The following is a 19,279-nucleotide window of genomic DNA, read 5'->3' as shown; positions in this document are numbered from 1 at the left end:
CAGGTGGACGGACGATTGAGATCAGCTTTCCGTCGCTTCGTCGTGGCCAACGAGCGCCGGGTTCGAGGCGCCGCGCTCGGCGGGCTTCACGCGCATCACGATGGCGATGAGCGTGGCGACCACGAGGAAAGCGGCAATGGTGAGCAGCGCGAGCTTGAAGCTGCCGGTGGCGTGACGCACGAGACCGATGGTCCACGGCCCCACCACGCCGCCGAACTGGGCGATCGTGTTGATGAGCGCGATCGTCGCCGCGCCCGCCGCACCGGTTCTGAACGAAGCGGCAAGGCTCCAGAACAGCGGGTTGCCCGCATAGATGAAAAGGCCCGTCACGCAAAGCAGCGCATACGCCAGCAGCGGATTCGGCGCATACGCGCTGCCCGCAATCGCCAGTGCGCTCATGCCGTAGACGAATGCGAGGTGGTACTTGCGGTCGCCGGTGCGGTCCGAGCTGCGGCTCACGAGGTACGTGCCCAGCACGCCCAGCAGCGGCGGCGCCGCAGAGAGGAAGCCCACTTCGATATTGTTGAGGTGGCCAAGGCTTTTCACGATCTGCGGCAGCCACAGGAACAGCCCATAAATGCCGACCAGCGCGCAGCCGAACAGGCAGGCGAGGCTCCAGACGCGAATATCGCTCGCCACCTTCAGCAGCGGGAAATGCCGATGGCCGCCCAGCGCCTCGCGCTCCGTGGCGAGCGTGGCTTCGAGCCATCGCTTCTCTTGCGCCGAAAGCCAGTCGGCGTCCGCCGGGCGCTCAGTCATGATGCGCAGCGTGACGAGGCCGAGCAGCATGGCGGGCACGCCTTCGATAATGAACATCCACTGCCAGCCGTGCATGCCCAGCACGCCGTTCGCGCAAGTCATGACCGCGGTCGAAAGCGGGCCGCCCAGCACGGCCGAGAACGATCCCGCGATGATGTACCCGCCCACGGCGCGGGCGCGGTAGCGCTCCGGAAACCAGTAGGTCAGATACACGGCGATACCGGGCAGAAAGCCCGCTTCCATCACGCCAAGCAAAAAGCGCAGCACGTAGAAGCTCGACGCGTTGAACACGAAGGCCGTTGCGGCCGCAACGGCGCCCCACGTGAGCAGAATGCGCGCGATCCAGCGGCGCGCGCCCACGCGGTGCAACAACAGGTTGCTGGGCACTTCCAGCAGCATGTAGCCGACAAAGAAAATACTGCCCGCAAAGCCGAACACGGCCGGGTCGAAGCCCATGTCCGAGTTCATGTCGAGTGCGGCGAAACCGATATTGATACGGTCCAGATAATTGAAAAACATCATGCAGAAAAGGAGCGGCACGAGCCGCTTGTAAACCTTTCGCATGGTTGCTGCTTCATCGAAGTGACTCATGCTGTCTCCGCTTCATGGCGACGGACAGTGCCGTCGCTGCATAGTTATCGGCCGGCAGCGGTGAGCGCTGCCGGCGGCACCCCGCGAGACAGGGCGCCTGAGTTTCGATAATAAGAAGCGGGGGGCGTCGAGTCCAAGACGCGATGCTTATGCTTCTATAAGCGTGCGCTTATAGTGTGCCGGCGAGCGGCGGCGGCAGGCATTCGAGAAACGCGCGCAGATGCGGCGAGGCGTCGTCGCTGCGGAACGTCGCGGCCAGCACGGTGCGCTGTGAAGCGCCGGGGCCATCGAGGTGGCGCGCCACGACGTCGGCGCGGCCATGCCGCGCCACTGACTCGCCCACCACGGTCACGCCGAGCCCCGCCGCCACGAGCGCGATGGCGGTCTGGATCTCATAGGCCTGGTGCGCGACGAGGGGCGTCACGCCCGCATCGCGGTAGAGCGCCTGAACCGTGCGCTTGAACTGCGCGTTCTGATGCTTCGGGTAGAGGATCAACGGCGTATCGGCGAGTTCGTCGATGCGCACCATCTTTCGTTTGGCGAGCGGGTGATCCGACGCCATCAACACCACGAGCCGCTCGCGCAGCAGCGGCAAGGTCGTGTAACCGGGCACGGCGAGCGGCTGGCGCCCGATGCCGACATGGATGCGCATGTCGCGCAGCGCGTCGGTCTGCTCGTCGGTCAGCATTTCGAACAGCTTGAGCTCGACCTGCGGATACGCCTGATGAAACGCCTTGAGCGCGGGCGGCAGCACGCTGTACATCGACGAGCGCGTGAAGCCGACACTGAGCCAGCCGCGCCGGCCCACGCCGATCTCCAGCGCGCCGTGCGTCACCTCGGCGAGCGAACCGAGAATCTGCCGCGCCTCGGTGGCGAGGTACTGGCCCGCTTCCGTCAGGCGCAGCGGGCGGCGCGTGCGATCGATCAGTTGCGTGCCCACCCGGTCCTCGAGGGCGCGGATCTGCTGGCTCAAGGCCGGCTGCGCAATGTGCAGACGCTCCGCGGCGCGGCTGAAGTTCAGTTCCTCGGCGAGTGTCACGAAACACTGCAGGCCCCGAAGCTCGTTCATCTCGTCCTCTCCGTATCGATTTGCCCAGCATCGTAATACAGCGAACAAGCAGCAGACCAGGCACGTCATTTGCTCGCGATCGAACGGCGCATGCCGATCGCCATGCGCAGCGATGGCCCTCTCGGCTCTGGAGGCTCGATGAAAGGCAGGCGGGTACGGATCGCGGTCGTGGCCGTCGTTCTTGTTGCGCTCGCTGCCGCCTATGGCGGCCACGTTGCGCGCGCCTGGGAACGCGAGCTCGCACCGGTGGCCGCGCCCTCGCCGCCGGCGGGCAACGCCGAAGCCGTCGCGCGCGGCGCGAAGCTCGCGGCCATCGGCAACTGCATGACGTGCCATACCGCGACGGGCGGTCAGCCGCTCGCGGGCGGCCTGCCGCTGCGAACGCCCTTCGGCGTGATCTACTCGACCAACATCACCCCGGACAAGGACACCGGCATCGGCGACTGGTCGCTCGACGCGTTCACGCGTGCGATGCGGCGCGGCGTGTCGCGCGACGGGCATCTGCTCTATCCCGCGTTTCCGTATCCGCACTTCGCGCAGATGAGCGACGCCGATATCGCCGCGCTCTATGCGTGGCTGATGAACCGCGCGAGCGTCAATGCGCCAGCGCCGCACAATGCGCTGAGGTTTCCGCTGGGGTTGCGGCCGCTCATGGCCGTGTGGAATCAGCTCTATCTGCCTCCTGCGTCTGCGGCTTCTGCCACGTCGACGGACGCACAAGCGCCGGAAGTCGCGCGCGGCCGCTATCTCGTCGAAAGCCTCGGTCATTGCGGCGCGTGCCACACGCCGCTCAACCATCTCGGCGCCGAGCGCCGCGACCATGCGTTGCAAGGCGGCACCCTCGAGGGTTGGGACGCACCCGCGCTGACCGAGCTCACGGCACGCCCAAGACCCTGGACGCAAGCACAACTGACGAACTATCTGCGTACGGGCTACGCCAGCGAGCACGGTGCGGCGGCCGGCCCGATGCGTACGGTGACGCGCTCGCTCGCCGATGCCGCTCCCGAAGACATCGACGCCATCGCCGCCTATCTGCTGACACTGCCGTCCAACCCGCATGCCGCCGCGCCGCCTGCCGCCGCCAGCGTCCATGTCTCGACCGCGCCCGCCAGCGGCGCTACCCTGTTCGCCGCGGCCTGCGCGTCGTGCCACGCTGAAGGCGCGGCGATGTCGACCGACGGCCATCGTCCGTCGCTGTCACGCTCCACCGCCGTCAACGCCGACAGCCCGCGCAACATGGTGCGCATCCTGCTCGACGGCATCGCCTGGCACGAGAGCGAGGCGGGATCTTTCATGCCGCCATTCGCCGGCACGTTCACGGACGCGCAGATCGCGGAGCTTGCCAACTACACGCGCGCGCGCTTCAGCGCGCTTGGTCCCTGGTCCGCGCTCGATGCCCAGGCCGTGGCGCGTCTACGCAAGGAAAGCCCATCACGATGATTACGCTCAACGTCAACGGCGTCAGCCATACCGTCGATGCCGATCCGTCCACGCCGCTGCTCTATGTGCTGCGCAACCAGTTGCGGCTCAATGGCGCGAAGTTCGGCTGCGGACTCGGCCAATGCGGCGCGTGCACGGTGAGCGTGGGCGGCGAGCCGGTGTTCTCGTGCCTGCTGCCGGTCGTGGCCGTGGGCGAGCGGCCCGTGCGCACCGTCGAAGGACTCGGCAGCGCGGATCATCCGGGGCCGCTGCAACAGGCCTTTATCGACCAGCAGGCCGCGCAATGCGGCTATTGCATCGCGGGCATGATCATGCGTGCGCAAACCCTCCTGGAACGCACGCCGCACGCCACCGACGACGAGATTCGCCGCTATATGCAGCCGAATCTGTGCCGCTGCGGCACGCATATGCGCATCCTCGCGGCGATCCGGCAAGTGACGGCAGGCACGCAGTCATGAGCCGCACACGCCCATCGTCTTCGCTCGACCCTGGCGGTCCCGACGACGCCGCGCGCCGCCGTTTCCTCTTGGGCGGCTCGCTGATGGTGAGCTTCGCCATCGTGCCCGGCATGGCCGCGCTCGCCCAAACCACCACCGAAGCGGGCACCTTCCATGCGGGCGCACCGAAGCTGCCCGGCAGCCTCAAGACCACGCCATCGCTCGACGCGTGGATCAAGGTCGACCCCGACGGCCACGTGAGCGTGTTCACGGGCAAGGTGGAACTGGGCACCGGCGTTCGCACGGCACTCCTGCAACTCGCCGCCGAAGAACTCGACCTCGGGCCTCATGCGATCGAACTGGTCACGGCCGATACGGCTGCCACGCCAAACGAGGGCTACACGGCGGGCAGTCACACGATGGCGGACAGCGGCACGGCCATCCTCAACGCAGCGGCCCAGGTGCGCACGCTGCTCGTCGAAAGCGCAGCGGCGCAGTTGGGCATCGACGCCGCCGAACTCAGCACGCGCGACGGCGCGATCGTCGCCGCCGACGGAAGGCGCGTGAGCTATGGCGAAGCGGTGCAGCACGCGAACCTGCATCAGGACGCGCAGCCCAACGCCGCGACAAAGCCGCCCGCGCATTACGCCGTGATCGGGCAGACGCTGCCGCGCGTGGATATTCCGGGCAAGGTCACGGGCGGCGCGAGCTATGTTCAGGACCTGCGGCTCGCCGGCCTGCTGCATGCGCGTGTCGTGCGGCCGCCTTCCTATGGCGCGCGGCTCGTTGCCGTCGATAGCGCGCGCGTGGCCGCGCTGCCCGGCGTCGTCAAGGTCGTGCGCAACGGCGATTACCTCGCCGTGGTCGCCGACGACGAGTGGCGCGCCATCGTCGCCATGCGCGAACTCGCGCTTGCGGCGCAATGGCAGCCCGGCCCGCCACTGCCCGATCCGGCCACCATTCACGCGTTTCTCATGAATCTGCCGGCACAGGAAATCGTCGTGGCGGACCAGGGCACGCCCGCAAGCCAGCCGGCGGCGACACTGAAAGCCCGCTATTCGAAGCCCTATTTGACGCACGGATCGATTGGGCCGTCGTGCGCGCTCGCGCACCTCGACAACGGCGTCATGACGGTATGGACACACACGCAAGGCGTCTACCCGCTGCGCGCCGGCATTGCCGGGATGCTCGGCATGCCGCGCGAGAAGGTGCGCTGCGTGCACGTGGAGGGTTCGGGCTGCTACGGACACAACGGCGCGGACGACGCCGCCGGTGACGCCGCGCTCATCGCCCGCGAGCTGCCCGGCCGCCCGGTGCGCGTGCAGTTCATGCGCGAGCAGGAGCACCTGTGGGAGCCATTCGGTCCCGCGATGACGGTGGAGGCGAGCGCGTCGCTCGATGCCGGCGGTTCGATCGTCGCCTGGCAATACGAACTATGGAGCAATACCCATAACAACCGCATCGAGAACGCGGGCCGGCTGCTGCCTGCGCAGTTGCTCGCGCAACCGTTCACGCCCGCGCCGCCCAAGCCGATTCCCATGCCGGAAGGCGGCGGCGACCGCAACAGCATTCCGCTCTACCGCGTGCCGAGCCTGCACGTGCAGCATCATTTCCTGCCCGACATGCCGATACGCGTTTCGGCCATGCGCTCGCTCGGCGCGCATATGAACGTGTTCGCTATCGAGAGCTTTATCGACGAGCTTGCGGGCGCCGCGCACGCGGACCCTGTCGCGTTCCGTCTCAAGCATCTCGACGATCCGCGCGCGCAAGCGGTCATCCATGCCGTGGCCGATCGATCCGGCTGGCGAGCGCGTACCACACGCGGGACGCACCCGGATGTGCACGCGTCCGGCTCCGGCTTTGCATTCGCCCAATACAAGAACCTGATGGCCTACCTGGCCATTGCGATGGACGTGACCGTCGTGCGCGATACCGGCGAGGTGCATGTCGAGCGCGTGGTCGCGGCCATCGACTGCGGCCAGATCGTGAATCCGGACGGCGTGCGCAACCAGGTCGAAGGCGGCATCCTGCAGTCCACGAGTTGGACGCTCTTTGAGGAAACGCAGTTCGACCGTGAACGGATTACGAGCTTCGACTGGAGCACTTACCCGATCATGCGCTTCGCGTCGGTGCCCAGGCGCGTGGAGGTTGTGCTGATCGACCGCCCCGGCCTGCCGTTCCTCGGCGTGGGCGAAGCGGCGCAAGGACCGGCCGCGGCGGCGCTCGCCAACGCGATTGCCGACGCGACCGGTGTGAGAATCCGCGACTTGCCGCTGCTCGGGGCGAAGTCGCGCAATGCGCTCAAGGCGTAGCCAAACCGCCGCTTTTGTTTCGCTAGTGCTTTTTAGGCGGCAGAGGCTGGTCGAGGCCCGGCTCGACCGGTGTGGGCACCGCGTCGCCCAGCGGCCTGGAAATATCGTTGCGCGACGCTCGATCTTTCTCGCCCGGGTCCTCGCCCGCCTCCTCAGTTGGCAACGTCTTGGGCGGCAACGGCTGGTCGAGACCGGGCGAGGTCGGTGCGGGCACAGCGTCCCCAATAGGCCTGGGCAGATCCGTGCCGCGCGGTTCCGGCGCATCGTCGGGCTTTTCGGTATGTTCGGACTCGTCGGACTGGTTGCTCATCGTGTCGACCTCCCTTCGCGATGGATATCGCATGGTCCAGCCTGATCACGCAGGGACCGTGCCAGCGGAAGCGGGGCCAACTTCAGTAGAATGGGGGACACTCCGTGCCGAATCCGGCGGCCGACCACGAATCACGCCCGGAAAATCCTGGAACACGCCTGATGCCGCACGCCCTCGATCGCCGCACCGCCGTCGCATTCCTTGTGGCCGCAACGTTCTTCATGGAGAACCTCGACGCCACCGTCATCACCACCTCGCTGCCCATCATCGCGCGCGACTTTCACACGGCGCCCGCGTATCTCTCGATCGGCGTCTCCGCGTATCTCGTCGCGCTGACGATGTTCATCCCCGTGAGCGGCTGGTTCGCCGAGCGCTTCGGCGCGCGGCGCGTGTTCGCCACGGCCATCACGGTATTCAGCGTGGCCTCGCTGCTGTGCGCGCTGAGTTCGGGCCTGTTCGCCTTCACCGCCGCGCGCGTGCTGCAGGGACTGGGCGGCGCGATGATGGTGCCGGTGGGCCGGCTCGTCGTGCTGCGCGACACGCCGAAGCACGAGATCGTGCGCGCCATCGCGATCCTCACCTGGCCCGCGCTGGTCGCGCCGATTCTCGGGCCGCCGCTCGGCGGCTGGATCAGCACGCACTGGAGCTGGCACTGGATCTTCCTGCTCAACCTGCCGCTCGGCGTGGCCGCGCTCGTGGCCGCACTGCTGCTGCTGCGCGACGAGCACACGCAACCGCGCCGCTTCGATACCTTCGGCTTCGTGCTGAGCGGCCTCGGCTTCGCGTCCGTCATGAGCGGCATCGAGATGGCGAGCCGCTCCGACGTCGCCGCGCCCGTGTCGATCGGCACGTGCGTGGCGGGCATCGCGCTGTTGGCGGCGGCCGTCGTGCATTTGCGGCGCGTGCCGCATCCGCTGTTCGATCTCGCGCCCGTGAAGATCAACACGTTTCGCGTAACCGTGTTCGGCGGCTCGCTGTTTCGCACGGCCATCGGCACTGCGCCGTTTCTGCTGCCGCTCATGTTCCAGGTGGCGTTCGGATGGAGCGCCGTGGCATCGGGCGCGCTGCTGCTCTGGCTGTTCGCCGGCAATCTGTGCATGAAGCCGGGCACCACGTGGGTCATGAACCGCTTCGGCTTTCGCACCGTGCTGATCGGCAACGGCACGCTGGTCGCGCTCGGCTTCGCGGGCTTCACGCTGCTCGGCGCGGATACACCGCGCGTCGTCGTGGCCGCATTGCTGTTTTTCAGCGGCCTCGTGCGCTCGATGCAGTTCACCGCGCTGAACACCATCGGTTTCGCCGACGTGCCCCAGGCGCAGATGCGCGACGCGACGACGCTCTTCTCCGTACTGCAGCAGATGAACGCCGGCATGGGGATCGCCGTGGGCGCGCTGGCGCTTTCGGTTGCCGAGGCGCTGCGCGGCGCGCATGCAGGCACGGCGGGCGCCGCCGACTTCCATCTCGCGTTCTGGTTCATCACGGCGCTCGCGGCGCTGGGCGTGGTCGACAGCGTGCTGCTGCCGCGCAGCGCGGGCGCGCACATTCTCGCGCGACGCCCGCGCGCCTCCAACCCCTGACTCCGTTCTGCGTTCAACACGATGCTGACCGTTGCGCTTCTCGTCTTCCCAGGCGTCCAGGCCCTCGACGTGTTCGGGCCCACCGACGTCTTCTCGGAGGCCAATCGCCTGCTGCCGCCCGAGGCGCAATACGAGCTCGAGCTGATCGCAACGGAACGCGACACCGTGCGCTGTTCCAGCGGTGTACGCATCGGCGCGGACGGTTACTTCGACGAAGCACGCGGCCATTACGATTTGCTGCTCGTGGCGGGCGGACCCTCGCTCGTAGAGCAGCCGCTCGCCGATGCGGCGCACGCGTGGCTGCGCGAAGCCAGCGCACGCGCCCGGCGCTTCGGGTCCATCTGCAACGGCGCGCTGACGCTGGGACGCGCGGGCTTGCTCGACGGGCGCACGGTGACGACACACTGGAACGACGCGGCCGCGCTCGCCGCAATGTGTCCGACCGCGAACGTCGAATTCGACCGCATCTTCATTCAGGACGGCAATCTCTATACGTCGGCGGGCGTGACGGCGGGCATCGATCTCTCGCTGTACCTGCTCGCTCAGGATCACGGCCCCGAAATCGCGCTGAAGGTGGCGCGACGGCTCGTGGTGTTCGTGCAGCGCGCGGGCGGCCAGTCGCAGTTCAGCCCGTATCTCACGCCCTACGCGGAAGCGACGTCGCCCATCGCCCAGGTGCAGCAGTACGTGATCGGGCATCTGAATGAAGATCTTGGCGTTGAGGTGCTCGCCGGCGTCGCGCAGATGAGCAAGCGAAACTTCGCGAGAATTTTTGTGCGCGACACCAATGTGACGCCCGCCGAATTTGTCGAGAGCGCACGCATCGACGCCGCGCGCGTGATGCTGGAAAACAGCACGGCGCCGTTGAAGACGGTGGCCTTTCGATGCGGCATGCGCGACGCCGACCAATTGCGCGTGGCATTCAAGCGCAAGCTGGGCACCACGCCGCAGCAATATCGCGCGCACTTCGGCGCTGTCGCAGCAAAAGCCAAACGCACCGCAAAGGCCGATACCTAGCAGCCTCGTTGCGCCTACGCCCCCGCCCGCACCTCGCGCCGCACCGCCTGCGGCGGCACGCCGAACCCACGCACGAACGCTTCGCGCATGTGCCGCCGGTCGCGAAAGCCGGTCTCGCGTGCGATGACATCGAGCGGATGCGTGCTCTGTTCGATCATGAGGCGCGCCGCCTCGAGACGCAGGCCTTCCACGGCGCGCGCCGGCGACTGCCCCGTTTCTGCTGTGAACACGCGGCTGAACTGGCGCGGGCTCAGGTGCACGGCCTCCGCAAGCTGCTCCACCGTGAGCGCGCTGCTCAGGTTGCGGCGCGCGTAGTCGAGCGCGTTCTGAATGCGGTCCGATTTCGGCGCGAGCGCGAGCATTTCGGAATGCTGCGACTGGCCGCCCGAGCGCCGCTGGTGCATGACGAGCTTGTGCGCCACCGAGCGCGCCGTCTCAGCGCCGAGGTCGCGTTCGACCATGGCAAGCGCGAGATCGAGCCCCGCCGTCATGCCCGCCGAAGTCCAGACCGGCCCGTCGACGATATAGATGCGGTCGTCTTCCACGCGCACTTCGGGAAAGCGCTGCTGCAGATCGCGCGCGTAGTACCAGTGCGTGGTGGCGCGGCGACCGTCGAGCAGGCCCGCCTCGGCCAGCACGAAACCGCCCGTGCAGATACCCGCCACCCGCCGCGCGCGGCCGCTCGCGCGGCGCAGGAACGCCAGCACCGCGGGCTCCGCGTCCACGGTACGCGGGTCGTTCACGCCCGCCACGATCCAGGTGTCCACGCGGCTGCGCGCGGGCCCGGGCGTGCGCAGCGTCTCCACGCTCATGCCGAGCGACGAACGCACCGCGCCACCCTCCACCGAATAGTTCTCGATCGCGTAGAACGGCGCGTCGGCCATCATGTTCGCGTATTCGAAAACGCTTTGGGTCGCGAGCGCCATCACCTGAAATTCGTCGCTCAAAAGGTAGCCGATGCGGTGCATGTCCTGTTCCTGTCGCTGCGTGTCCTGAATCACGACCTTATACGTCATTTGCGCCACGGTCAATCGCGGCCAGAATGTATTCACAGCAGCGCCACTTGCACGTTACCTAACCACCCGCGCCGCTACGCCAAGGAGCTTGATCATGAACCAGCCAACCCATCGCGGCACCGCGCTCGTCACCGGCGCATCGTCCGGCATCGGCGCCGTGTATGCCGCCGAACTCGCGCGCCAGGGCTACGACCTCGTGCTCGTCGCGCGCAATCGCGACCGGCTCGCCGCGCTCGCGGAGCGCATCACGAGCGAAACCCGGCGCGACGTGGAAGTGCTCGCCGCCGATCTCAACGACCGTGACGATCTCGCCGCCGTGGAAGCGCGCCTGCGCGACGACGCCAGCCTCACGCTGCTCGTGAACAACGCGGGCATCGGCACGCACACGCCGCTCGTGGAGAGCGACGTCGATTACATGACGCGCATGATCGAGCTGAACGTCACCGCGCTCACGCGGCTCACGTATGCGGCCGTGCCGGGTTTCGTCGCGCGCGGCCAGGGGGCGATCATCAACATCGCTTCCATCGTGAGCATCGCGCCCGAGATCCTCAACGGCGTGTATGGCGGCACCAAGGCCTTCGTGCTCGCGTTCAGCCAGTCGCTGCATCACGAACTGGCGAGCAAGGGCATCCGCGTGCAGGCGGTGCTGCCCGGCGCCACGGCCACGGAGTTCTGGGAGACGGGCGGCCTGCCGCTCGAACATCTCGACAGCGCGATCGTCATGTCCGCCCAGGACATGGTGCGCGCCGCCCTCACCGGCTTCGAGCGCGGTGAAACCGTGACGATTCCGTCGCTGCACGACGTGGAGCAATGGAACGCGTTCGAGACGGCTCGCCGCGCGATGTCAACGCAGCTGTCCAGCAACACGCCCGCGCCGCGCTATCGCGTCGCGCAGTGACGTTCCGGTTCGTTCAGATGGATTGAGCATGTAGCGGGGGCTCGCCCCCGCGCCCTAGACTTCGCGCTTGCTGCGCCCGTACAGCAGCAGCATGGCTGCGATCACCACGCCGTAGATGATCTGCCGCCCCGCCTCAGGCATTTGCGCGACCGAGAGAATGGACTGCAGCAGCGTGATGAGGATCGCGCCGGCGACAGTGCCGAGGTACGACCCGCGGCCGCCCAGAATGGAGGTGCCCCCCAGCACCACCGCCGCGATCGCGGGCAGCAGGTAGGCGTCGCCCATCGACTGCGCGGCCTTCGACGCATAGCCCGCGAGCAGCACGCCGCCGAACGCGGCGAAGGCGCTGCACACGGCGAACGCGGCCACGGTCACGAGCCGGGTATCGATGCCGGAAAGATACGCCGCGCGCTCGGTGTTGCCGATCGCGTACAGCGTGCGGCCGAAGGTCGTGCGCGAGAGCAGGAACATCGTCGCGGCCCCGATCACCACCCACAGTGCCACGGCATTCGGCACGCCCGGCAAGAGCCAGCCCGCTGCGAGCCAGCGCATGACGAGCGGCGCGGAATCCTGCGGCGACGATCCGCCCGTATAGACGATCATGATGCCCTGCGCGACCGCGTTGGTCGCGAGCGTCGCGATCATCGAAGGAATACGCAGGAGTGCGACGAGAATGCCGTTGACGATGCCGATCAGCACGCCGCAGCCAATGCCGACCGGAATCGCGAGAATCTGCCCGAGTTCGCCATGTCCGGCGACGGCACAGGCCATCATTGCGCCCACCGTGATCGTCCACGGCAACGAGAGGTCGATGTGGCCGAGCAGAATCACCATCATCAAGCCGGTGGCGATGATGCCGAGAAACGCGCCGACCTTCAACTGCAGCAGGATGTATTCCGGCGACGTGAAGTTGCGCGAATACATTCCGCCGACGAGCAGCAACGCAACGATGCACCCGAACGAGATCAGGATCGGCTTGTCGATCCTGCGCGTGAGCCTCGACACGAAGGTGGTACGGGTGCTTGCAGAAACGCCGCTCATTGGAACCACTCCAGACGGTTGCGCACGCTGAACAACCCGCACGCGCCGATCGCGACGGCAAGCAGCAGAATCACGCCCTGGAATAGCGGCTGCCAGAGCGCATCGACGTTGAAGACGAACAGCAGGTCGCCGATGGAGCGGAACGCGAACGCGCCGAAGATCGCGCCGATCGCGCTGCCCTTGCCGCCGAGCAGCGACACGCCGCCGATCACCACGGCGGCAATCGAAAAGAGCGTGTACGAGTTCGCGCTGCCAAGGCTCGCTTCGCCGGTGTCGGTGAAGAAGGTCAGAAACAGGCCGCCGATTGCGGCGAGCAGGCCCGCCAGCGTATAGCTCGCGAACTTGGCGCGACGGATCGGCATGCCGGAGAGGAAGGCCGCGGGTTCGGAGGAACCCGTCGCATACGCCGCGCGGCCCACCGCCGAGCGTTTGAAAGGAATCCAGACGATCACCACGGTCGCGATCAGGATCAGCAGACTCGCCGGCACGGCGCCCGCGACCTTGCCTGTCAGGGCGTCGGCGAGATCTTCGTTGATCGTGCCGCCGGGCACGGGGCGCAGCAGCAGCGCCAGCCCGTAAAACACGGCGCCGGTCGCGATCGTCGTCACGATCGGCTGCAGGCGGCCGAAAATGATGATCACGCCGTTGAGCGCGCCGCACAGCGCGCCCGCCGCGAGCACGCCGACGATGCCGAGCGCGCTGTGCAGCGCGTCGCCCGTGACGATCCACGAGGCGATGCAATTCGTCAGCACGAGCATCATGCCGATCGAGAGGTCGATGCCTGCCGTGAGCACGACGAGCGCCTGCCCCATCGACACCAGCGCGAGCAGCACGGCCTTGTTCGCCGCGGTCTGAAACACGTTCGCCGATAAGCTCGACGGATAGTTGACGAGGTAAATCGCGAACATCAGCACGAACAGGCCGAACGCGAACACCGTTCCGCGATTTTCCGCATACCAGTAACGCAGCCCGCTCATGGCGCGACTCCCGTGGAAGGCGAATCCTGCACAACCTGTCCGACTTGTCCAACCGGCAGGTCCAGTGCGCTCGCGATCAGGTTCTGTTCGGTGATCGCCGGCCCGACGAGTTCCTTCTTGATCCTGCCTTCATACAGCACGAGCACGCGATCGCAGCAGCCGATCAGTTCGTCGTAGTCGGTCGAATAGAACAGGATCGCGGCGCCTTCGTCGGCGAGGCGCCTGAGCAGCTGATAAAGCTCCTGCTTGGTGCCCACGTCGATGCCGCGCGTCGGGTCGCTGAGGAGCAGGATTCTGGGCTTGCGCATCAGCCACTTCGCGATGACCACTTTCTGCTGATTGCCGCCCGATAAAGAGCCCACGGGCGCGTCGACGCCGTGCGATTTGATCGCGAGGAGTGCCATCATCCGGTCGACGAAGGACTGCTGGCGGGCGCGATCGATTACGCCTGCGGTCGACATGCGATCGAGCGCGGCAAACGAGAGGTTCTCGCGCACTGACATCGGCAGCATCAGGCCTTCGGTCTTGCGGTCCTCCGGTATCAGCGCCATGCCGATTCCCTTTGCGCGCGCGGCAACGGGGCTGCCGATCGACACGGCCTTGCCGTCGATCTCGATCTTGCCCGCGCAGCCGCGCAGCACGCCGAACAGCGCGAGCAACAGTTCGCGCTGCCCTTGCCCGTCGAGACCTCCCAGCCCGAGAATTTCACCGGGCTGCAGCGAAAAGCTGATGCCCTGCAGCGTGTCGCTCCACGCGAGATCGTGACAGGCGAGCACCGGCGGGCGCTCGGCCTTTTCCGCGGGTTTGTCGGGGAAGACATGCTGGTATTTCCGCCCGATCATCATTTCGATGACCTCATTATCCGAGCGCGTGCCCGCCTCGAAGCTCATCACGTGACGGCCATTGCGATACACCGTGCATTCGTCCGCGAGCGCCTTCACCTCGTGCATGCGGTGCGAAATGAAGAGCAGCGCGAGCCCCTCTTCGCGCAGCCGCTTGAGCACCTCGATCACGCGCGCCACGTCGGCGGCGGTCAGCGCCGAGGTGGCCTCGTCGAGAATCAGGATGCGCGGTTCGTGCGCGAGCCCCTTGGCCAGCTCGACCATCTGCTGGCGCGACAGCGGCAGGTCGCGCACTTTCGCGAGCGGGTTGATGTCGGCCGCGCCCGCGCGGGCCAGCGCTTCCTCGGCCTGGCGGCGCTGGGCCCGGCGGTCGATCATGCCGAAGCGGCGCGGCGGGTTCGACGCGAAGATGTTGTCGGCCACGCTCAGGTCGGGGATCAGCGACAGCTCCTGATACACGCAGACGATGCCCGCCGCGTTCGCCTCGGCGGGCGAGGCGAACGCGACTTCACGGCCTTCGAGGTGCATCACGCCCTCGTCCGGCTGCACCACGCCGGACATCACCTTCAGCAGCGTCGACTTGCCCGCGCCGTTCTCGCCGAGGATCGCGTGAATGCGGCCCCGGCGCACCGCGAGGTCCGCATGATCCAGCGCCACCGCGCCGCCATAGCTTTTCGATACGCCCGACATCTGAAAGAACGGCTGCCCTGCATCCTGCTGCATGCTTCGCCTCCCGTCACGTCACGTGGCAATCACGCGGTCACTGGTTGCCCTGGCTCTGCTTCATGATTGCCTGGGCGGAGAAGTTGATGCCGCAAGTGGGAAACGAGTTGCCCACGAAGAAGTTGTCCGACTCGTTCGGGAAATAGTTGGTGCCCGCCTTCAGCATCGAATCGTCGGTGACGTCCAGCGGCAGCTTGATCGCCACGGGAATGGTCTGTCCATCGAGCGCCGCGAGCGCCGTCTTGATCGCCACGGCCACCTGCGCGGGACCAGTGCCCGCCGACGTGCACTTCAGACCCTGGGCGCCGTACTGCGCGCAGAACTTGCGAAAGCCGTTCTCCGTCTCGCCGCCGAACGGCACGAACGGATGTTTCGCATCGATCATCGCGCGCACCACCCCCGTGTCGCCGCCCTGCGCCGAAATACCGTCGAAATGGCCCTGCACGGCGATGGCGTCGGCGGTGGCCTTCTGCGCGACCGCGTCGTCCCACTTGCCGTAGACCTGCACGACGTTCCACTTCTTGCCGGTCTCGTCGAGCGTCTTCGTGAAGCCGTTGTGCCGATCGGTGTCGACCGAGGTGCCAGCCACGCCGCGGACTTCCAGCACCTTGCCGCCGTTGGGCACATGAGTCGCGAGCCACTTGGCCCACAGCACGCCGAGCCCGTACTGGTCGACGTCCACGTTGATCGCGTCTTCGCTGTCGAGCGTATTGTCGAACGCGACCAGCACGACGCCGGCTTTCTTCGCGCGGCGGATCGCGGGTCCGAACGAGGCGGGATTCTGCGCGTCGACGATGATCGCGTCGTAGCCGGCGTCGATGAAGTTGTTGACGGCCGAGATCTGCGCGGGCACGTCCTCACCCGTCGAGACGACCTTGAACTCCTTGAGCTTGGCGGCGACGGCCGGTTCCGCCGTATAGGCCTTGGCCGTCTTGATCATCTGGATGCGCCAGGTGTTGGCGATGTAGCCGTTCACGAGCGCGACGCGATACGGCCCGCCCTTCTTCGGATACTTGATGAATTTGGTGTCGGTCTTCCAGGGGACCATGCACGTTGGGTCGCTGGACGGGCCGGAAACGATCGATGCCTGCGCGAAAGCCGCGCCTGCGCACAGCGCCATTGCCGCGGTCGCCGCCGCTCGAAGCACCTGGATTCCTGAAAGCATGTTGTCTCCTTTTTGTCGGATAGAACTTACTGATTGCCGGCACACCGGGTTCGTCGGGAATGGCCGACACCGTGTGCGTGACGCAGGGAATCTTGCTGGATGTGCTGCAGCGGGACTGGACCGGACGCGCCGGACCAGCGGAATGACCTCTTCAAAGGCGTCCCCTCGAAGCAAAACGACGGGCATGCGTGAACGCCTCCCCGTCTGACAGTACTGGCATACCAATCCGCGCGCGATAGTGGTTTACCACTGGACCCGGCGCAGGCCCGATTGGCCGGCAATCGGGCGGAAACCCGCGCCATCCGTAAGCTTGGCGGCGCGGCAACTGGTGTACCATTCTGCGAACTTCAACCGCCGCCCGGCGGCTTCGACGCTTTCGAGAATCCTGGATGGCCGATCTTTCGCACACGCCAACCGGTCGTGCCGCCGATGCGGACGCAACCGACCGCTCCTACGTCGGCCTCGCGAAACAGATCTACGACCTGATCGCGGCAGGCGACGTCGGGCGCGCGCCGGGCGCGCCTCGCGCCCGTCTGCCCTCGGAGCGCACGCTCGCCGAGCGTTTCGGCGTGAGCCGCACACAGGTGAGAGAGGCGATCATTGCGCTCGAAGTGCAGGGCGTGGTCGAGGTGCGCGTGGGGTCGGGCATCTATGTGGCCGACGCGCAGGAGGCGCGCGCCATCGCGTTCGAACTGCCGCGCGGGCCGGGCCCGATCGAGACGCTGCGCGCGCGCGAAGTGATCGAGAGCGGGGTCGCGGCGCTCGCCGCGACCGAACGCAAGGATTCGGACCTCGACCGCCTGTTCGCCGCGTTGCGCGCGATGCGCGAAACCATGGACGACAAGGCCGCGTACGAGGCCGCCGACCGCGAATTCCATCTGGCGATTGCGGGCGCGACCGGCAACGACATGCTGCGGCACGTGGTGAGCGCGATGTGGGACAACTCGCGCGCCGACCCGTTGTGGAAAAAGATCGAGGAGCACTTCCATACGCCCGCGTTACGCGCGGCGTCGCAGGAAGATCATCAGCGAATTTTTTCGGCCATCATGGCGCGCGACGCAGAGGCCGCGCGTGCGGCGATGCAGGCGCATCTCGCACGCGTGATCGGCGAGTTCACGCAGGCCTGGCGTTAGCCGCTTATGCCGCCGCAGGCAGCGCGCTTTCCTCGTGCGCAACCGCCAACGGTGTCACGGGCGGCGTCACGGGCAGCGTGTCCGCCGTCTCGCTCACGCGGAACGTCGCCACGGCCTCGGCCATCTGGCTCGCCTGCTGCTCGAGCGACTCGGCGGCCGCCGCCGCCTGTTCCACGAGCGCCGCGTTCTGCTGCGTGACCTGATCCATCTGGCTCACCGCGGTCTCGACCTGCTCGATGCCGGCGCTCTGCTCCACAGTAGCCGAGGCGATCTCCTTCATGAGGCCCGACACCTTGTCCACCGAAGCGACGATCTCCGCCATCGTCGCGCCCGCCTCGCCGACGAGCGAGCGGCCGTTGCGCACGTCGTGCACCGAGGCGTCGATCAGCGACTTGATCTCGCGCGCCGCGGAGGCACTGCGCTGCGCGAGCATGCGCACCTCGCCCGCGACGACGGCGAAGCCACGCCCCTGCTCGCCCGCGCGCGCGGCCTCGACCGAAGCGTTGAGCGCGAGAATATTGGTCTGAAACGCAATGCCGTCGATGATGCCCGTGATGTCCGCGATCTTGCCCGAGCTGCGGCTGATCTCCTCCATCGTGTCGATCACCTGCTCGACCACGCGTCCGCCGCGCTGCGCGACATCCGCGGCCCCCGTGGCGAGTGCGCTCGCGGCGTTCGCATGCTGCGCGTTCTGGCGCACGCTCGACGTGAGCTGCTCCATGCTCGACGCCGTCTGCTCGAGCGACGCAGACTGCTGTTCCGTGCGGCTCGACAGATCGAGATTGCCCGCGGCGATTTCGCGTGCGCCCGTGTTGATCGCATCGCAGCTCGATCGCACGCTGCGCACCGTGTGGCTCAGGCCTCCCTGCATGCGCCGCATCGCGCCGAGCAGCTGGCCGATTTCGTTGCGCCCGCCACCTTCGATGTGGACCGAGAGATCGTTCGCGGCGATCTGGTTCAGCACTTCCACCGCCTCTTTGAGCGGTGCCGTCACGAGGCGGCGCAGCGCCATGTGGGTCGCAACGACGAGCGCCAGCGCACCCAGCAGGCCCACCGCCACCATCGCCATCACCCAGTTGTGCTCGCGCACGGACTGGTCGAGCGTCGCGCGCGTGGCAGCATCGGCGTTCGCGCGCAATGCGGCCACGCTCGCCGAAAACTGCGTGTTCGCATTGGCGACATCCCCGGCGGCCAGCGTGGCATAGGTTGTCGTGTCGCCCGATTCGAGCGCCGTGGCCGCGCGCTGCAGCGACTGCGCGAGTGCGCTCCAAGCGCCGAGCAAGGTGTCGCGCTGCCGGGCCGCATGAGCGTCGAACGGTGCGCTCTCGCGCAGCGCATTGCTGCGCGTCGAGGCTTGATCGAGGAGATCGCGTGCTTCCTGCTGCGCGTGCTGTTGTGCTTCGGCGGCGCCTTTCTCCTTCTCGGCCTGATAAGCACGCGCCAGCGCCGTTTGCGCAAGCGCCGCGTCCTCGCGCAAGGCGAGCGCGAGCGCGTCCTGGCGCGCAACTTCGTGGATGAAGCGCGCCGAATCGTCGGCGCGGCCAATCATGAGGACACCTACCGCTGCACCCACCACAAGCATCGCCGCAAAGGTGCAGAGCACGAGCAGCAGCCCTTTTCGAATCGTCAGATTTCGCATTACCTTATTCCCGCGTCAGGGCCTCAACATGGTTGGCACTGCATCGCTACCCAGCCGGGCCAGCAGCATGTTCGCCTGTTCGATCAGCGTGGCGCGGTATTCGCCGGGCAACAGCACGTCGTCGGCCACGGCCATCGCTTCGGCAAGCTGCGCGCGAAACGCGAGGAGGGTGCGGTCGATCTGCGCCGTGGACAGTTGCGGCAGCACCGCTTCAACGAACTTTGTCATCACCACCACACTCGCGCCGAAGCGCGAGATGGCCTTGCCATGCGCGCTCACTAGCGCGGTCATCGAGTTCAACAACATCTCGTCACTGGTGCTCACGGAACTCTC

At 67.0% G+C, this 19,279-nt stretch carries 17 protein-coding genes; 7 read left to right on the top strand and 10 right to left on the bottom strand.

Annotated features, from left to right (window positions below; genetic code table 11):
* Positions 1 to 21 precede the first annotated feature (21 nt).
* Together ACOJB8_RS29805 and ACOJB8_RS29800 are read right to left on the bottom strand one after the other, a co-directional pair.
* On the bottom strand, positions 22 to 1,350 hold the full coding sequence (locus ACOJB8_RS29805) for an MFS transporter (protein WP_475015824.1): 1,329 nt from the start codon (positions 1,348 to 1,350) through the stop codon (positions 22 to 24).
* 169 nt (positions 1,351 to 1,519) lie between these two features.
* Entirely contained in the window at positions 1,520 to 2,419 is a 900-nt protein-coding gene (locus ACOJB8_RS29800; RefSeq protein ID WP_475015822.1) for a LysR family transcriptional regulator, read from the bottom strand.
* Between the two features lie 138 nt (positions 2,420 to 2,557).
* On the opposite strand from ACOJB8_RS29800, the gene ACOJB8_RS29795 reads away from it, so the two are divergent.
* The 3 genes from ACOJB8_RS29795 to ACOJB8_RS29785 are packed head-to-tail and all read left to right on the top strand — an operon-like array spanning position 2,558 to position 6,608.
* Positions 2,558 to 3,859, top strand: coding sequence for a cytochrome c (locus tag ACOJB8_RS29795; RefSeq protein WP_475015820.1), 1,302 nt, complete (start codon positions 2,558 to 2,560; stop codon positions 3,857 to 3,859).
* Positions 3,856 to 4,317 carry a (2Fe-2S)-binding protein gene (locus ACOJB8_RS29790; RefSeq protein ID WP_342922072.1) on the top strand — a complete coding sequence of 154 codons (462 nt, stop codon included), beginning with the start codon at positions 3,856 to 3,858 and terminating at the stop codon, positions 4,315 to 4,317. The genes ACOJB8_RS29795 and ACOJB8_RS29790 overlap by 4 nt, the downstream gene beginning before the upstream one ends.
* The gene (locus ACOJB8_RS29785; protein ID WP_475015818.1) at positions 4,314 to 6,608 is read left to right on the top strand and encodes a xanthine dehydrogenase family protein molybdopterin-binding subunit; all 2,295 of its coding nucleotides are present in this window, start codon (positions 4,314 to 4,316) and stop codon (positions 6,606 to 6,608) included. The genes ACOJB8_RS29790 and ACOJB8_RS29785 overlap by 4 nt, the downstream gene beginning before the upstream one ends.
* Before the next feature lie 22 nt (positions 6,609 to 6,630).
* Here the strand turns inward: ACOJB8_RS29785 and ACOJB8_RS29780 are convergent, their stop codons facing one another.
* Positions 6,631 to 6,918: a hypothetical protein gene (locus ACOJB8_RS29780; RefSeq protein WP_475015816.1), complete on the bottom strand. Its 288-nt coding sequence runs from the start codon at positions 6,916 to 6,918 to the stop codon at positions 6,631 to 6,633.
* A 161-nt stretch (positions 6,919 to 7,079) separates the two neighbouring features.
* On the opposite strand from ACOJB8_RS29780, the gene ACOJB8_RS29775 reads away from it, so the two are divergent.
* Both ACOJB8_RS29775 and ACOJB8_RS29770 read left to right on the top strand, forming a co-directional pair.
* On the top strand, positions 7,080 to 8,495 hold the full coding sequence (locus tag ACOJB8_RS29775) for an MFS transporter (protein WP_475015814.1): 1,416 nt from the start codon (positions 7,080 to 7,082) through the stop codon (positions 8,493 to 8,495).
* 21 nt (positions 8,496 to 8,516) lie between these two features.
* Positions 8,517 to 9,512 carry a GlxA family transcriptional regulator gene (locus ACOJB8_RS29770; protein ID WP_475015813.1) on the top strand — a complete coding sequence of 332 codons (996 nt, stop codon included), beginning with the start codon at positions 8,517 to 8,519 and terminating at the stop codon, positions 9,510 to 9,512.
* Between the two features lie 14 nt (positions 9,513 to 9,526).
* On the opposite strand, the gene ACOJB8_RS29765 is transcribed toward ACOJB8_RS29770, so the two are convergent.
* Positions 9,527 to 10,480: a GlxA family transcriptional regulator gene (locus ACOJB8_RS29765; protein ID WP_406952033.1), complete on the bottom strand. Its 954-nt coding sequence runs from the start codon at positions 10,478 to 10,480 to the stop codon at positions 9,527 to 9,529.
* 142 nt (positions 10,481 to 10,622) lie between these two features.
* Between ACOJB8_RS29765 and ACOJB8_RS29760 the strand changes: the two genes are divergently transcribed.
* Complete coding sequence (locus ACOJB8_RS29760; RefSeq protein ID WP_368726986.1) at positions 10,623 to 11,426, top strand: SDR family NAD(P)-dependent oxidoreductase; 804 nt, start codon at positions 10,623 to 10,625, stop codon at positions 11,424 to 11,426.
* A 54-nt stretch (positions 11,427 to 11,480) separates the two neighbouring features.
* On the opposite strand, the gene ACOJB8_RS29755 is transcribed toward ACOJB8_RS29760, so the two are convergent.
* Genes ACOJB8_RS29755 through ACOJB8_RS29740 form a run of 4 tightly spaced genes read right to left on the bottom strand, consistent with a single transcriptional unit; the run spans position 11,481 to position 16,174 of the window.
* Entirely contained in the window at positions 11,481 to 12,467 is a 987-nt protein-coding gene (locus tag ACOJB8_RS29755; protein ID WP_368618717.1) for an ABC transporter permease, read from the bottom strand.
* Complete coding sequence (locus ACOJB8_RS29750; RefSeq protein WP_069265918.1) at positions 12,464 to 13,444, bottom strand: ABC transporter permease; 981 nt, start codon at positions 13,442 to 13,444, stop codon at positions 12,464 to 12,466. The genes ACOJB8_RS29755 and ACOJB8_RS29750 overlap by 4 nt, the downstream gene beginning before the upstream one ends.
* Positions 13,441 to 15,009, bottom strand: coding sequence for a sugar ABC transporter ATP-binding protein (locus ACOJB8_RS29745; RefSeq protein ID WP_475015811.1), 1,569 nt, complete (start codon positions 15,007 to 15,009; stop codon positions 13,441 to 13,443). Before ACOJB8_RS29745 ends, ACOJB8_RS29750 begins: the two co-directional genes overlap by 4 nt.
* Positions 15,010 to 15,046: 37 nt before the next feature.
* On the bottom strand, positions 15,047 to 16,174 hold the full coding sequence (locus ACOJB8_RS29740; protein ID WP_368683461.1) for a sugar ABC transporter substrate-binding protein: 1,128 nt from the start codon (positions 16,172 to 16,174) through the stop codon (positions 15,047 to 15,049).
* 389 nt (positions 16,175 to 16,563) lie between these two features.
* Between ACOJB8_RS29740 and ACOJB8_RS29735 the strand changes: the two genes are divergently transcribed.
* The gene (locus ACOJB8_RS29735) at positions 16,564 to 17,307 is read left to right on the top strand and encodes a FadR/GntR family transcriptional regulator (protein WP_475015809.1); all 744 of its coding nucleotides are present in this window, start codon (positions 16,564 to 16,566) and stop codon (positions 17,305 to 17,307) included.
* A 4-nt stretch (positions 17,308 to 17,311) separates the two neighbouring features.
* Here ACOJB8_RS29735 and ACOJB8_RS29730 read toward each other — a convergent pair whose 3' ends face one another.
* Together ACOJB8_RS29730 and ACOJB8_RS29725 are read right to left on the bottom strand one after the other, a co-directional pair.
* Positions 17,312 to 18,946 carry a methyl-accepting chemotaxis protein gene (locus ACOJB8_RS29730; protein WP_475015807.1) on the bottom strand — a complete coding sequence of 545 codons (1,635 nt, stop codon included), beginning with the start codon at positions 18,944 to 18,946 and terminating at the stop codon, positions 17,312 to 17,314.
* Between the two features lie 15 nt (positions 18,947 to 18,961).
* A complete protein-coding gene (locus ACOJB8_RS29725) occupies positions 18,962 to 19,270 on the bottom strand; it encodes a hypothetical protein (RefSeq protein ID WP_368602444.1) in 309 nt (102 codons plus the stop codon).
* Between the last annotated feature and the right edge of the window lie 9 nt (positions 19,271 to 19,279).

The organism is Paraburkholderia sp. BR10141, assembly GCF_056155635.1.
Note: the sequence above shows the minus strand (reverse complement) of the source record. Positions and strands in the feature narration are given on the sequence as shown.